This window comes from Rhodococcus sp. HNM0563 (genome assembly GCF_012726195.1).
Classification (GTDB): domain Bacteria; phylum Actinomycetota; class Actinomycetes; order Mycobacteriales; family Mycobacteriaceae; genus Rhodococcus.
On the sequence record NZ_JAASAF010000007.1, the window covers coordinates 25085 to 40106 of the forward strand.

A 15022-nucleotide genomic window follows, 5' to 3' on the forward strand; every position below is an offset into this window, starting at 1 on the left:
TCTCGATGGATTCCGGGGGGTGATTCGGGTCGTTGCGTGGATATATTCGAAGACATCGACCCGTTTCGGGGACAACTCAGGTCCCCTCGAAAGGATTTCAGATGTCGCTGTTGGAGAACCGTACCGCCGTGATCACAGGTGGTGCCCAGGGTATCGGCTTCGCGATCGCCCAGAACTTCGTCGATGCCGGTGCCCGTGTCGTCATCGGCGACCTCGATCTCGACGCCGCTACCGCAGCAGCGGAGAAGCTCGGCGGTCGTGACGTGGCCCGTGCGGTGAAGGCGAACGTCGTCGAATCTGCGGATTGGGACACCCTCCTGGCGGAGGCGGTCGACGGATTCGGTTCTCTCGATGTCGTGGTCAACAACGCAGGCATCACCCGCGACGCGACGATGCGCACGATGACCGAGGAGGATTTCGACCTCGTCATTTCGGTGCACCTCAAGGGCACGTGGCACGGCACCCGTAAGGCTGCCGCGATCATGCGTGACGCCAAGCGCGGCGCGATCGTCAATATCTCGTCGCTGTCCGGCAAGGTCGGCATGGTCGGCCAGACCAACTACTCCGCGGCGAAGGCGGGCATCGTGGGTCTCACCAAGGCGGCAGCGAAGGAGATGGCGCACCACGGCGTCCGTGTCAACGCGATCCAGCCCGGCCTGATCCGCTCGGCGATGACCGAGGCCATGCCGCAGAAGGCATGGGACGGCAAGATGGCCGAGATCCCGATGGGCCGTCCGGGCGAGGTCGATGAAATTGCTTCTGTTGCACTGTTCCTCGCTTCCGACATGTCGTCCTACATGACCGGCACCGTCCTCGAGGTCACCGGCGGCCGTTTCATGTGACGGTTCCGTCACCCACACCTCGAAAGGTCATCATGCGCGAAGTAGTCATCTGCGAGCCCGTCCGAACCCCGATCGGTCGCTACGGCGGAATGTTCAAGTCCCTCACCGCTGTCGATCTCGGTGTCACGGCACTGAAGGGTCTGCTCGAACGGACGGGTGTGTCACCCGACGAGGTCGGCGACGTCATTCTCGGTCATTGCAACGGCAACAGCGAGGCCCCGGCCATCGGTCGTGTCGTCGCTCTCGACGCAGGGCTTCCGGTCACCGTGCCCGGCATGCACATCGACCGCCGGTGTGGCTCCGGTCTGCAGGCCGTGATCCAGGCCGCGCTGCAGGTCGGCAACGGCGACAACGAACTCGTCGTGGCCGGTGGTACCGAGTCGATGAGCAACGCAGCGTTTTACTCGACGGACATCCGCTGGGGCGGTGCACGCACCGGTGTGCAGATGCACGATGGCCTGGTCCGGGCCCGCTCGACTGCGGGCGGCAAGCATTACCCGGTGCCCGGCGGCATGATCGAGACCGCCGAGAACCTGCGCGCCGAGTACGGCATCAGCCGTCAGGAGCAGGATGAGCTCGCCGCAGAGTCGCACCGCCGCGCGGTGGCCGCTCAGCAGGCCGGCATCCTCGCCGAGGAGATCATCCCGGTCACCGTGCCCTCGCGTAAGGGCGACCAGACCATCGACACCGACGAGCATCCCCGTGCCGACACCACTGTCGAGACCCTCTCGTCGCTGCGGCCGATCATGGGCAAGCAGGATCCCGGCGCCACCGTCACGGCCGGCAACGCCAGCGGGCAGAATGATGCCGCGTCGATGGCGATCGTCACGACACCGGAGAAGGCTGCGGAGCTCGGCTTGACCCCGCTCGTGCGTATCGTGTCGTGGGGTGTGGCTGGTGTTGCGCCCAAGATCATGGGCATCGGCCCCGTGCCCGCCACCGAGATCGCACTCGCGAAGGCCGGTATCACGCTTGCCGATGTCGACGTCATCGAACTCAACGAGGCGTTCGCGGCGCAGGCGCTGGCCGTGACCCGTGAGTGGAAGTTCGGTGCCGCAGATTTCGAGCGCACCAACATCCACGGTTCCGGTATCTCGCTCGGTCATCCGGTCGGCGCGACCGGTGGTCGCATGCTCGCGACACTGGCCCGCGAGTTGCACCGACGTGAGGGCCGCTACGCCCTCGAGACCATGTGCATCGGCGGCGGCCAGGGCCTCGCTGCGATCTTCGAACGCGTGTCCTGATTCGTCGTCACGTTTGAGTTCCCCCGACAACGGTCGGCCGGCATCTGCCGGCCGACCGTTGCTTGTTTCCGCTGGTCGGACGCACCCATTGATGCCAGAACTGATATGTGTTCTACTTTTGCCCAGAGTGGCGTACGGCACATTTCGGGCAGAGATGCGAGCGGCGCCGTTGCACGACCGATCGGAAGGAACAGCACAATGTCTCTGAATCTGGCCGACCTCACCGAAGCGGTGGTCGACGCGATTCCCGATCGCACGGCCATCGTCTGCGGCGACCGATCGCACACCTACGCGCAATACGATGCCGCCGCCAACCGGATCGGTCATCACCTCGCCGCAGCGGGGGTCGCACCCGGCGACCATGTCGGACTGCACATGCGCAACAGTCTCGAATACCTCGACACGATGCTCGGCACAATGAAGATCAGGGCCGTCCCGATCAATATCAACTTCCGATACGTGGGCGCCGAACTCGACTACCTCTACAACAATGCCGAACTCGTCGCGCTCGTGGTGGACGCAGACCTGACCGACGTCGTCGCCGAGGTTTTGCCCGACTGTCCCCACCTGCGGCACATCGTGGTCGTCGGAGATGCTCCCACGCCGGCGCTCGATGACGCAGCAGCGCTCGCCGAGGTCACCGTCGTGCGGTACGACGACGCCGTCGCGGACGCCTCGGATGAGCGCGACTTCGCTCCGCGCAGCGACGACGACCTCTACATCCTCTACACGGGCGGCACCACCGGCATGCCCAAGGGCGTGATGTGGCGGCACGAGGACTTCTACTTCGCCGCACTCGGCGGAGGCAACGCGTACGGCGACCCGCACGACAGCCCCGAATCGCTCGCTGCCGCGGCCGCCGCCAACGAACACCCGTTGACGTATGTCGTCACCGCTCCGCTCATGCACGGCGCTGCCATGTACGCCGTGTTCATGGGCCTGTTCATGGGCTTCCCCCAGGTGATCATGCGGAACTTCGAACCCGCGGAGGCGCTGCGTCGGATCGACGAGCACAAGGCCGCCGTGCTCATGGTCGTCGGAGATGCCATCAGCCGGCCCATCGCCGACGTCCTCGCGGAGCGTCGCGACGAGTTCGACCTCAGCTCGCTGATCGTCATCGGTTCGGGAGGTGCGCTGTGGTCGGTCAGCGTGCGCGACCGCCTGAAGGAACTGCTCCCCAACGTCATGCTGCTCAACTCTTTCGGCTCGTCCGAATCGGGAGCCAATGGTGCCCTCACCCCCGGCGAGGACGGCAAACAGAGACTGCCCGCGTCCCCGAAGGTGCGCGTCGTCGACACCGACTATTCGACGATCGAACCGGGCTCGGACGCCATCGGCTACCTTGCGCGGGTCGGTCACGTACCGGTGGGTTACTTCAACGACCCCGAGAAGACCGCCGCCACCTTTCCCGTCGTGGACGGCACACGGATGTCGCTGCTCGGCGACCTCGCCACGGTCGAGGCGGACGGCTCGATCATCGTGCTCGGCCGCGGCTCGGCGTGCATCAACAGTGGTGGCGAGAAGATCTACGCCGAGGAGGTCGAGGAGGCGGTCAAGGGGCATCCCGCAGTGGAGGATGCACTCGTCACCGGCGTACCGGATCCCCGTCTGGGCGAGACGGTGTCGGTGGTCGTACAGCTACGCGAGGGTGCGCACGAGCCGACGCAGGAGGAGCTCGCCGAACACTGCCGGACCGTCATCGCCGGGTACAAGGTCCCCCGGCACGTCGTCGTGATGCCGCAGATCGTCCGCTCCCCCGCAGGCAAGGCAGATTACCGGTGGGCCAAATCGGTACTGACGCAGTCGGTGACCACCGAGGTCTGATCACCTGTGAGGGCTGCACTCGGGCCGGTGTTCGCGGCGCCGATGAGGGACTCGAGGGTGGCGGTCAGCACGGATCGGCTTTTGCCGGCAGCCCACCGCGTGACTGTGCCCCTGCGGTACTCGATCAGGGTGAGCGCGTCGCTGTCCTCGAGCGCTGACGGCGCCGGAGCGCCGCTGCCGGAGCCGATGCTGGTCTGATGCAGGGCGAGGACGTCCAGCGAGATCCCGACACGAGCGAGTGCTTCGGTGACGGCCTCCACCGGGCCGACGCCGTGATGCGAGCTGGAGTGCTCGGAGTTATCCACGCGCAGTGTGAGAGTCGTGGTTTCCTCGGTGGTATCGAAGCCCGTCAGTTCGATGGCGGGCTTGCCACCCGGCGTAACGATGTACTCGGCCTCGAAGATGTCCCACAGTTGTGATGCGGTGACCTCGCTGCCGGTGGCGTCGGTGTGCTTCTGTACGTGGCGGGCGAAGTCGATCTGCAGACGCCGGGGCAGTTCGATGCCGTACTCGGTTTCCAGCAGGTAGGCGATTCCGCCCTTACCGGACTGCGAGTTCACCCGGATGACGGCATCGTAGCTGCGGCCGAGGTCGGCGGGATCGATGGGCAGGTACGGCACGCGCCACTCGGTCTCGCTGACTCGACGGCCCTCGGCGGCCGCGCGGGCATGGTGCTCGGCGAAACCCTTCTTGATCGCGTCCTGGTGAGTGCCACTGAAAGCGGTGTGCACGAGGTCTCCGACATACGGATGTCTGGGATTGATCTCGATACGGTTGGCGTGCTCGACGGTGCGGCGGATCTCGTCGATGTCGGAGAAGTCGATCATCGGATCGACGCCCTGCGCATGCAGGTTCAGAGCGAGGGTGGCGATATCGACATTGCCCGTGCGCTCCCCGTTGCCGAAAATGCAGCCTTCGACGCGCTGTGCTCCGGCCAGGACGGCGAGTTCGGCACACGCGACCCCGGTACCGCGGTCGTTGTGTGGGTGTACGGACAGGATCACTGCATCACGGCGAGTGAGGTTCTTGTGCATGTATTCGATCTGATCGGCATAGACGTTCGGCGTTGCGATCTCGACGGTCGCGGGAAGGTTGACGATGACGGGACGCTGCGCCGAGGCATCCCACAGCGTCGTCATGTCGTCGCAGACCTCGAGGGCGTAGTCGGGTTCGGTGAGGTTGAAGACCTCGGGCGAGAACTCGAAGCGCACATTCTCCAGGTCGCCGGCGAACTCCAGTACGTCGCGTCCGCCGGAGACGATCAACTCTGTGAGTGCAGTGCGGCCGTGCCCGAGCACGACATCGCGCCATGTCGGTGCGGTCGCCGTGTACATGTGGACGACAACGTCATTGCGGACACCGCGGATCGACTCCACGGTGCGCTCGATGAGGTCGCGGCGGGCAGGGGTGAATACGACGATGGTGACATCGCCGGGTGCGATGTCGGTGTCGGCGATGAGACGGATGAAGTCGTAGTCGGTCTGCGAGGCCGACGGATAGCCGACCTCGATCTCCTTGTAACCCATCGCGACCATCAGTTCGAACAAACGGCGCTTGCGGGTGGGGTCCATCGGCTCGGCCAGCGCCTGATTGCCGTCGCGCAGGTCGACCGGCACCCACAGGGGAGCTGCCGTCATGCGCTTGGACGGCCAGTCACGCTCTGTGAGTGGCACTTCCACACGTGAGTACACATCACGGTAACGGTGGGAGGGCATCTGTGAGTGCGTCTGCCGATTCCAGGACGGAGCATCGGCGGGTACCGGTCCGGCTGGAGTGTTGATGCTGGGGAAGGCGGTCATGTTCGTGGTTCCTTCTACGGGTCGTGAAATGTCGACCGGCGCGATCGGGCTCCACGACGGGAGCCGGTCGGGCTACACCCCGCCGTGGCGGCGAAGAAGGAGGAATCCGAGGATGAGCATGCGGCGACGCTACCACAACTACTCAGACAAGCTGAGGAGCTGGAGGGTGCTGAGTCCGGCATGGGAGAATGCCGACATGTCACTCGTCCGTCGTGAGTCACTCGCCGAACAGGCTGCCGACCTGCTGTTGTCGCGAATCAGAGACGGCGAGTGGAACGTGGGAGACAAGTTACCCGGGGAGACGACACTCGCCCCTGCGCTCGGAGTCGGCCGCTCGACCGTGCGTGAGGCGATCCGGCAACTCGCCGGCCAGGGGGTGCTCGTTTCGCGTCAAGGGGCAGGGGTGTTCGTCACCGCCCTCGATATTCCGGAGAACTGGGATGCAGTGCTGCGTCGAGCCGACATCGTCGCCGTCATCGAAGCGCGCATCGCGATCGAGGTGGAGGCATCGGCACTGGCCGCTGAACGTCGCACACCGGAGGAACTCGAGGACCTGCGCCGCGCGCTGACCGACCGCGCGCACCATCGCGTCGACGTCGAGAAACACGTCGACACCGACATGGCGTTCCACCGTGGCATCCTCCGTGCGGCGCACAGTCCGATCCTTCTCGAGTTGTTCACTCATTTCGCGCCGCGCAACCGGCGGGCGATGGTCGACATGCTCCGCGACCGAGGCGATCACGGCGATGACGCCGACCAGGCCACGCACGAACGCATCTACGACGCGATCGACTCACGTGATGCCGGGCTCGCAGCCACCCTCACCCGTACCCACCTGAATACGCTCAAGGAGCTGCTCATCCGATGACGCGGCGATGAACGACGGTCGACATCGATCTACGGATCGAGATGTTGTCCGGGTGGTCTCGGAGCATGCAGGGAGAATTGCACGCCGAGCATCCGAATTGCGAAACACAATGCGGCAGAGCTGAGAAGAGCTACCGTTCCACCGAAACCGAGACTGTGGGCGGTGGCGAATCCGGCCGCACCGACCAGCGCGGGAATGGCGTAGAGCTCGCTGGTCAGCACCGTCGGAATCCGCATGACCATGACATCGCGGATCGTGCCACCGCCGACCGCGGTGATCGTGCCGACGATGACGGCCTGCACGACGCCGAAATCCAGAGCCAGGGCTTTCGCGGCGCCGAGGACCGCGAACACGCTCAAGCCGATCGCGTCGAGGACCGTGATGGGAAACGAGAGGCGGTCGAGCACGCGACTCAGACCGAACGCGATCAACCCGCCCGCCGCGGCGATCGCGAGATAACGCCAGTCGAGGAAGGTGGCCGGGGGCAGTGCATCGAGGAGGACATCCCGGATCGTGCCGCCGCCCAGCGCGGTGAACATGCCAAGGGTCACCACGCCGACGATGTCGACCCGTGCGACGCGGACCGCGGTCAGTGCACCGTTGAGGGCGAAGACGAAGGTGCCGGTCAGATCCAGAACGAGCAACAGCGTCGAGTCGGTGGGCATGGTCGTCTGTCTACCGGACGCTGCAGACTTTCACCCGCCCGACAGCCGGTAGAAACGGAAGAAACCGAAATTCTCGATGGGAAGGACATCCATCCGGGCGAATCCGGCCTCGTGCGCATATCGCCGCAGCGTCGCGGGCCGCATGACCGTTCCTGTCCCCACGCTGGGCTGATGGTTCATACCGTCGGGAAGACAGAACATCAGACTGTATCCGTACATGAGCCGCTCGACCTCGTCGCCGGGCGCCGTGAATTCGTCGGCTACGGCCTCGTCCATGACGATCACCACGCCACCGGGAGCCAGTGACCGGCGTGCCGCCGAGAGCACCTCGACGGGCTGCGGCATGTCGTGGATGCACTCGAATGCGAACACCGCCAGGAACGTCGACTCCGGCAGCCCGGCTGCGTCCGTCTCGGTAATCGTGATGCGCTGTGCTACTTCGGGTTCGGACGCGACATTCGACCGGGCCATTTCGACGGTCGCGGCGTCGATGTCGAAACCGTGCACTGAGGCATCCGGGTAGGTGCGCGCGAGCGTGAGAGTGGACCATGCGCCGCCGCACCCGATGTCTGCGATCGCGGCACCAGGGGTGCGCAGCAACTCGTCGAGATCGGGTACGGAGTGCAATGCGCCGGGCAGGGCCTGTTCGAACCACGGACGATTCACGTCGGCCTGGGACTCCCGGGCATCGCTGCCGTACTGCGCCCAGCCGACGCCGCTGCCCGTGCGATACGCCTCGAGCAACGCAGGCATCTGCATGGCACCGCCGGTGAGGATCCGCGGCAGCGGAGTCATGTACGACAGGCTTCGCTCGTCCGTGAGTACTTCCGCACCGGCCGCAGAGAGGGTGAACCGCGGAGGTTCCGCATCATCGACCGAGAGCAGGCCCGTGGCAGCCTGTTGCTCGAGCCATTCCCGCGCATACCGCGGATGCGTGCCGGTGCGGTCGGCAAGTTCGTCTGCCGTCGCAGGTCCGTCCGAGGCCAGACTGCGGTACCACCCGAGCCGGTCTCCGAGATAGATGGAGAACACGTCGATCGCGCCGAGTGTGGCATCGAGGATGCGCTGTGCGAAGTCGTCGACGGATTCGGTTCGGGCAACGGAAGCCGAGGGCTGTTCGGGTATCGATGTGGACATAGCGGTCATCTCCGTGCAGGAGGACGAGTGATTGTTTCCATCGTCGTCCGCGGGCAGGCCTGTGTCACCGGTCGTTCGCCGTCCAAATCATGTCCAGGAGGGCTACCGTGGTCAGGCATGATCTCGTCTTCACGTGCTGGAGCGGTCCTCGACGCACTACCGAGTGTGCGCAGTGGGCTGGAGGACTTCTACCGCGATCTGCACGCGCACCCGGAACTCTCACATCAGGAACACGCCACTGCGAACAAGGTCGCAAGCCGGCTCCGCGACACCGGATACGAGGTGCACGAGGGAATCGGTGGCACCGGAGTCGTCGGGATTCTGCGCAACGGGCACGGACCCACCGTTCTGCTCCGCGCCGATATGGACGCCCTGCCTGTGGCAGAAGCGACCGGTCTCCCCTACGCCAGTACCGTCCGGACGGTCGACGGAGACGGAAATGATGTGCCGGTGATGCACGCGTGCGGGCACGATGTGCACGTCACGGCACTGCTCGGGGCGGCGGATCTGCTCCGGCAGGGCTCCCACCATTGGCAGGGCACCTTGGTGACGCTGTTCCAGCAGGCCGAGGAAACCGGCGACGGCGCCCGTGCCATGGTCGACGACGGCCTCGCCGAACTGCTGCCCGGCGTCGACGTCGCGCTCGCTCAGCATGTCCTTCCGGCACCGGCCGGCGACGTCGGCACCAGATCCGGGGCGGTCCTGTCCGCCGCGGACAGCATGCGCATCACCGTGTACGGGCGGGGAGCGCACGGCTCCATGCCGCAGGCCGCGGTCGATCCCGTGGTGCTCGCCGCGATGATCATCGTGCGCCTCCAGACCGTCGTATCGAGGGAGACCGCGCCCGGCGAGTCCGCAGTGCTCACCGTGGGCAGTGTCCATGCGGGCAGCAAGGGCAACGTGATCCCCGACAGTGCGGTGCTGCAACTCAACATGCGTACCTACGATGAGGGCACCCGCGAGACGATGCTACGCGCGATCCGCAGGATCGTGATTGCCGAATGTCAGGCCTCGGATTCGCCGATAGAACCGGAATTCGAACTCTACGAACGTTTTCCGCTGACACGCAACGACGGTGAAGTGACCGCAAGGGTGGCGGTCGCGTTCGCGGAGCATTTCGGTGACCGGTACCGGGAACTGCCCCGGCAGACGGCCAGCGAGGATTTCAGCGACATCCCGAATGCGCTCGGCGTTCCCTACACCTACTGGGGTATCGGTGGCATCGACCCGTCGGCCTATCGGAACGCCGTGGAACGCGGCCGGGTCGCGCAGGACATCCCGGTCAATCATTCACCGGCGTTCGCACCGGTCGTGCAACCCACACTGGACACCGGGGTGGAAGCGCTCGTCGTCGCCGCCCTCGCGTGGCTCACGGAACACTGATCGCTTCAGGTCCGGTTCGTTGCCGTTTTTGCCAGGTCGACGAACGCGCGTCCGGCCTTCGACAGCGCTGCGGGATCGAACACCAGGCCGAATGTACGGGTGAAGGTGGGTTCGCAGGGCCGCACGACCGCAATATCACGGACGGACTCGGCGAGCGAACGCTCCACCAGCGACCCGCCGACCCCCGCCAGCACCATCGGCAGACGCGCCTCGCGGTGATTGGCGAGTGCGGCGATGCGGGGCCGATGGCCTCCCTGGCGCATTTCGTGATCGAACTCGTCGCTCAACGTTCCGCCTCCGCGCGGCACGAACACCATCGGAATGGGGGGCATCGCCGAGAGCGTGACCGGGCCGGGTGGCAGCTCGGTTCCCGGCGGATACACCATCCAGTACTCCTGTTCGCCCAGCTCGATGACGTCGAGTCCGAGCCTGCCTTCGAGCGGCAGATGCGCGACCACGAATTCGCAGTGCCCGTCGCGGATCAACGAAGCCGAGTCGCCCTCGGTGCGGAGATCACCGAAGCGCACCGTGGCTTTCGGGTGAGCACGCCTGAACTGGGCGACCAGATCGATGATCGGGCCGGTTGCGAGCGCCGGGAATACCATCAGGTCGAGACGGCCCGTGACCTCGGCCGACGAGGAGGTCAGCAGCTCTTCGACCCCGGCCACGTCACGCAGGATCTGGCGGCTCGGCCCGATGAGGCTGTGTCCGGCAGCGGTGAGCACCATGCCGCGGCCGATGCGGTGGAACAACTGCACACTCAGCTCGCGTTCGAGGCTGCGCAGCGCCTGTGACACGGTCGGCTGCGCGACGCCGAGCGCGGCAGCCGCGCCGTTGATGCCGTCGTTCTCGACGACTGCGAGGAAGTATTCGATCTGGCGGAATTCCATGGTGTCTACGCTCCCGGTTTCGTGCCGGTTGCGGCAGAGATGAATGCGGCCGCTGCCGGTGACGGCTCCCCGGCTCGCAGAACGAGTCCGACGGGACGGTGCAGCTGCGGGTCGAGGCGCAGGACGGTCGCGCCGGGGATCTGCTTCTCGGCGACCTGCCGGGGCACCACAGTCGCTCCGGTGCCGCGCATCACGAACCCCCAGATGGCAGTGGGGTGGGCGCAATCGACAACGACATTGTCGGAGCCCAGCAGCTCGCCGGTCTTCGCGGCATCGGCGGGTGATCCCAGATCGATGACCAGGGGAACCTTGCGGACGATCTCGCGCGGGACGGGGTCGGGAAGGCCGGCCGCGAGGTCGGGGTGCAGAGCGAGGACCATCTCCTGCTCGAGAAGTGGAACGGTGATCATGCCTGCGTGCTCGGCCGACAGATCGGTCACTCCGATCTCGGCCTCGCCGCGCCGGAGGGCGGAGTGCACACCCGCCGGTCCGTCGGAGTCGGAGATCGACACCATGATGCCGGGGTGGCGGCTTCGGAACCGTCGGACGAGTTCGACGACGGGATGGATCGAGAACGCGGAGTAGGTCACGATCTGGATTCGGCCTGCCTCGAGCTCGCGGACCGCAGCGACCTTGCTCTTCGCGCGTTCGACGTCGACGAGTATGCGGCGTGCCGCGATCTCGAGGGTGCGGCCGTCCTCGGTGAGGGTGAGGCGCCTACCTGTCCGGTCGAACAGGGTGGTGCCGAGCCTTCGTTCGAAGGTGCGGATGGCCTGCGACAGTGATGGCTGTGAAATATACAGAGCCTGAGCTGCTTTCGTGATTCCGCCGTGGTCGATGACGGCCACGAAATAAGTCACGAGATGCAGGTCCACCCGTTCATGTTAGGCGGTCGGCGGATTGTGGTGCCCGGCGGTGCGCACGAACGCACCGCCGGATGCTCCATCGGGAAGCTCTTTCTATGCGCCTGTCCAGACCGGAGCACGCTTCTCGGCGAATGCCTTGGCGCCTTCCTGAGCATCGTTCGATGCGAACACGGGGTCGATGAACTTGCGCTGCGCGACGAACGCGTCGGGGTCGGTGTACTTCGCGGACATCGCCACGACCTGCTTGGTTGCCTTCACCGCGAGCGGTCCGTTGGCAGCCACGCGTGCAGCGAGTTCCTTCGCGACGGTCAGCGCCTCACCCGGTTCGGTGACCCGGTTGACGAGACCGTGCTGCAGGGCGACCTCGGCGGTGAGCGGGTCGCCGGTGATGGCCATCTCCATGGCCAGCGGGTACGGGAGGATCTTCGGCAGGCGCAGCAGGCCACCGGCCGCGGCGGCGAGGCCACGCTTGACCTCGGGGATGCCGAACTTCGCTTCGCGCGACGCGACGATCAGGTCGGCGGACAGCGCGAGTTCGCATCCGCCCGCGAGTGCCCAGCCTTCGACCGCGGCGATGAGCGGCTTGGTGGGCGGTGCCTCGGTGATGCCGCCGAAACCGCGACCGGGAATCGAGGGGCGCTCACCGCGCGAGAACGCCTTGAGATCCATGCCGGCGCAGAACGTTCCGCCCGCGCCCGTGAGGATGCCGATGGTCAGGTCGGGGCGTGCCTCGAATTCGTCCATCGCGGCGGCGAGTGCCTCGGACACCTCGAGGGTGACGGCGTTCTTGGCCTCGGGGCGATTGAGAGTGAAGACGGCGATGCCGTCGGCGAACTCGGTGAGAACAACGCTCATGTCTGCTTTTCCTTCGTTACTGGTCGGCGACGGGTGTGGCGAGACTCCATCGAGAAGGAGTCCCTCCATCAGAGAGAATGACATTTCGTTCGGAAAGAACGATCAGGTGGGCCTGTGTCTCGCGGACGGCGAGCCGGAGCAGCCTCGGGTCCATCGCATCGATCGGCCGCGACCAGGTGATGTGCGTGGTGACCTCCCACGCCGTCGACTCCGGGCGTGCCTCGATCGCGGCGCGGATCTCCTCGAGACGATCGTCGTGGTGTCCCATCAGTTCCCGGGCGCGCTCGGCAACACCGCGGAACCGGTATTCGTGTGCGGGCAGCACCTCGCAGTCCGGCAACGAGGTCGTCGCATGCAGCGACAACAGGTACCGATGCAACGGGGACTCGAGTTCGCCAGGACCGGACGAGATGTTCGGGCTGATGCGCGGCAGCATGTGGTCGCCACTGAACAGCAGGTCGTGGTCGCGGTCGACGAAGGCGAGGTGGCCCGGAGTGTGCCCGGGTGTCCACACCGCCTCGATGTTCCATCCGGGCAGGTCGAGGCGATCGCCACCCGACAACACGAAATCGGCCGACTCACCCGCCTTGAACCGGACGAGGTCGAATCGGGGTGCCGCGACGACCTCCGGTGGAGCGCCGAGGTCGGTCAGATCCACCCGCCAGGCTTCCACGTCGGCGGCCACATCGGTGGGAGTGAAGTGGCCCAGTGCTGCTGCCTCGGCGGTGTGCATCGCGATCGCAGCGCCCGTGGTCTCACGTAGTCGAGGAGCGAGACCGAAGTGGTCGGGGTGCAAGTGTGTGATCGCCGCATACCGGACGTCGGAGATGTGGTGGCCGGTCGAGGCGATGCCGTCGACGAGAGCCTGCCAGGACTCCTCGGTGTCCATGCCGACGTCGATCAACGCGAGTCCGGTATCGAGTGCGAGTGCGTAGATCAGGACGTAGCGCAATGCATTTCCCGGCATGGGGACGGGAATCGACCACAGCCCCGGCCGCACCTCCTCGACCGGTGGGAGGGTCTTTGCGGCCCACGCCTCGCGCTGGGCGACACCGATGTCTTCGGTGATGATCATGATGTTGCCTCCACTCGGGTGCCGAGAGTGTCGCGCAGAGTGCGCTTGAGGATCTTGCCGCTCGCATTGCGCGGCAGTTCGGAGACGATATGAATCCGCTGCGGCTTCTTGTACGACGCGAGTCGACCCACCGTGAACGCGATGAGTTCGGCTTCCGAGGGGCGCTCGACGCCGTTCACCAAGCGCACCACCGCCGTGACCGCCTCGCCCCAGCGCTCGTCGGGTAGGCCGACCACGGCGACCTCCGCGACAGCGGGATGCTCGGCGAGTACCGCTTCCACCTCGACGGGGTACACGTTCTCCCCACCGGTGATGATCATGTCCTTCACACGGTCGGTGACGAACAGGTAGCCGTCCTCGTCGATGTGGCCGGCGTCGCCGGTGCGCAGAAATCCGTCGGAGGTGTACAGCGACGCGCTCTCGAGGTCGCGGCGCCAGTACCCCGAGACGTTGTTGCGCGATCGCGAGACGATCTCGCCGGTTTCGCCTTGCGGAAGTGCCACGCCCGTGACGATGTCGCGGATCTGCACCTCGGTGCCTGGAAGCGGCGTGCCTGCGGATCGAAGGAGATACGTGCGTGGACCGTGCGGGTCGTGGTCTTCGGCGCGCAACGCGGTGAGTGCGCCCATCGTCTCGGTCATCCCGTAGCGCTGCACGAGGCGGCATCCGAGGGTGTCCATGGTGCGCGCGAGCATCGTCGGAGTGATCGGTGACGCCCCGTATGCGACCACCTTCAGGCTCGACAGATCGTAGTCGGCGAGGTCGGGCAACTCGAGGATCATGCCGATCGCGGAGGGCACGAGAAATGCGTGGGTGACGCCGTACTCGGCGATCGTCGCGGCCACCAGCGCGGGGCGCATCTCGCCGAGCAGCACCAGATGCAGACCCGCGGACAGGCATGTGCTGGTCCATCCGGAACCGGCAATGTGGAACAGGGGGAGGGCATTCAACGACACCGAATCGTCGTCGAACTCGTAGAGCTCGAGGTTCTCGGGCACGTTGTAGAGGTTGCGATGCACGGCGACAACGCCTTTGGGTTTTCCGGTGGTGCCGGAAGTATAGAGCTGCAGGACCGCGGTCTCAGGGTCGTCGCCGAGGCCCGGGTCGGTGTCGTCGCCCGATGCGACAAGTTCGTCCCAGCTGCGGGCACCGTCGAGGGATGCCTCACCGACAACGATGGTGCGCACATCCGGAAGCGCGGCGGCGACAGCGCGGGCGGCGTCGGCGAAGTCTGCCTCGACGATGAGCACACCGAGCTGCGCGTCCGCTGCGATCCACGCGATCTCGTCGGGGTTGAGGCGCCAGTTGATGGGGGTGAAGACGAGTCCGGCCTTCGCGCAACCGACGAATGCCGCCGCGCCGGGTAGACCCATGCGGAGCAGTGCACCGACCCGGCCGGGTGACGTCGCCAGCGCGGTCAGTGCTGTGGCCACCTTGTTGGTGTACGAGTCGAACTCCGCGTACGTGAGGATTGTGCCTTCGGCCGTGACCGCAGGCGCCGACGGCTGGGAGACCGCCAGCTGCCGGATACGGTTGGGAAGGTGCAGTTCGCTCACGAGACACTCCTGGTCGAC

At 65.9% G+C, this 15022-nt stretch carries 13 protein-coding genes; 5 read left to right on the plus strand and 8 right to left on the minus strand.

What is annotated here, in order from left to right; genetic code table 11:
* Nucleotides 1-101: 101 nt before the first annotated feature.
* The 3 genes from fabG to HCA61_RS17075 all read left to right on the plus strand — a co-directional run bounded on the left by fabG (nt 102) and on the right by HCA61_RS17075 (nt 3910).
* A complete protein-coding gene (gene fabG / locus HCA61_RS17065; RefSeq protein WP_169689395.1) occupies nt 102-842 on the plus strand; it encodes a 3-oxoacyl-ACP reductase FabG in 741 nt (246 codons plus the stop codon).
* A gap of 32 nt (nt 843-874) precedes the next feature.
* Nucleotides 875-2086: an acetyl-CoA C-acetyltransferase gene (locus HCA61_RS17070; protein WP_169689396.1), complete on the plus strand. Its 1212-nt coding sequence runs from the start codon at nt 875-877 to the stop codon at nt 2084-2086.
* A gap of 198 nt (nt 2087-2284) precedes the next feature.
* Nucleotides 2285-3910, plus strand: a complete 1626-nt coding sequence (locus tag HCA61_RS17075) for an acyl-CoA synthetase (protein WP_169689397.1) — start codon at nt 2285-2287, stop codon at nt 3908-3910.
* Here the strand turns inward: HCA61_RS17075 and HCA61_RS17080 are convergent.
* Nucleotides 3859-5709: a 2-isopropylmalate synthase gene (locus HCA61_RS17080; protein WP_169689398.1), complete on the minus strand. Its 1851-nt coding sequence runs from the start codon at nt 5707-5709 to the stop codon at nt 3859-3861. The genes HCA61_RS17075 and HCA61_RS17080 overlap by 52 nt on opposite strands.
* Before the next feature lie 196 nt (nt 5710-5905).
* On the opposite strand from HCA61_RS17080, the gene HCA61_RS17085 reads away from it, so the two are divergent.
* Complete coding sequence (locus tag HCA61_RS17085) at nt 5906-6577, plus strand: FadR/GntR family transcriptional regulator (RefSeq protein ID WP_169689636.1); 672 nt, start codon at nt 5906-5908, stop codon at nt 6575-6577.
* 29 nt (nt 6578-6606) lie between these two features.
* Here HCA61_RS17085 and HCA61_RS17090 read toward each other — a convergent pair whose 3' ends face one another.
* Both HCA61_RS17090 and HCA61_RS17095 read right to left on the minus strand, forming a co-directional pair.
* A complete protein-coding gene (locus HCA61_RS17090) occupies nt 6607-7242 on the minus strand; it encodes a trimeric intracellular cation channel family protein (protein WP_169689399.1) in 636 nt (211 codons plus the stop codon).
* A gap of 30 nt (nt 7243-7272) precedes the next feature.
* Nucleotides 7273-8388, minus strand: a complete 1116-nt coding sequence (locus HCA61_RS17095) for a methyltransferase domain-containing protein (protein WP_169689400.1) — start codon at nt 8386-8388, stop codon at nt 7273-7275.
* A 108-nt stretch (nt 8389-8496) separates the two neighbouring features.
* Here HCA61_RS17095 and HCA61_RS17100 point away from each other — a divergent pair, with 108 nt between their 5' ends.
* Nucleotides 8497-9762 carry an amidohydrolase gene (locus HCA61_RS17100; RefSeq protein WP_169689401.1) on the plus strand — a complete coding sequence of 422 codons (1266 nt, stop codon included), beginning with the start codon at nt 8497-8499 and terminating at the stop codon, nt 9760-9762.
* Between the two features lie 5 nt (nt 9763-9767).
* Here HCA61_RS17100 and HCA61_RS17105 read toward each other — a convergent pair whose 3' ends face one another.
* The 5 genes from HCA61_RS17105 to HCA61_RS17125 all read right to left on the minus strand — a co-directional run bounded on the left by HCA61_RS17105 (nt 9768) and on the right by HCA61_RS17125 (nt 15004).
* Nucleotides 9768-10652: a LysR family transcriptional regulator gene (locus HCA61_RS17105; protein ID WP_169689402.1), complete on the minus strand. Its 885-nt coding sequence runs from the start codon at nt 10650-10652 to the stop codon at nt 9768-9770.
* Nucleotides 10653-10657: 5 nt separating this feature from the next.
* The gene (locus HCA61_RS17110) at nt 10658-11527 is read right to left on the minus strand and encodes a LysR family transcriptional regulator (protein ID WP_169689403.1); all 870 of its coding nucleotides are present in this window, start codon (nt 11525-11527) and stop codon (nt 10658-10660) included.
* A gap of 84 nt (nt 11528-11611) precedes the next feature.
* Nucleotides 11612-12373 carry a crotonase/enoyl-CoA hydratase family protein gene (locus HCA61_RS17115; RefSeq protein WP_169689404.1) on the minus strand — a complete coding sequence of 254 codons (762 nt, stop codon included), beginning with the start codon at nt 12371-12373 and terminating at the stop codon, nt 11612-11614.
* A gap of 16 nt (nt 12374-12389) precedes the next feature.
* Entirely contained in the window at nt 12390-13448 is a 1059-nt protein-coding gene (locus tag HCA61_RS17120; protein ID WP_169689405.1) for an MBL fold metallo-hydrolase, read from the minus strand.
* A complete protein-coding gene (locus tag HCA61_RS17125; protein WP_169689406.1) occupies nt 13445-15004 on the minus strand; it encodes a long-chain-fatty-acid--CoA ligase in 1560 nt (519 codons plus the stop codon). The genes HCA61_RS17120 and HCA61_RS17125 overlap by 4 nt, the downstream gene beginning before the upstream one ends.
* Between the last annotated feature and the right edge of the window lie 18 nt (nt 15005-15022).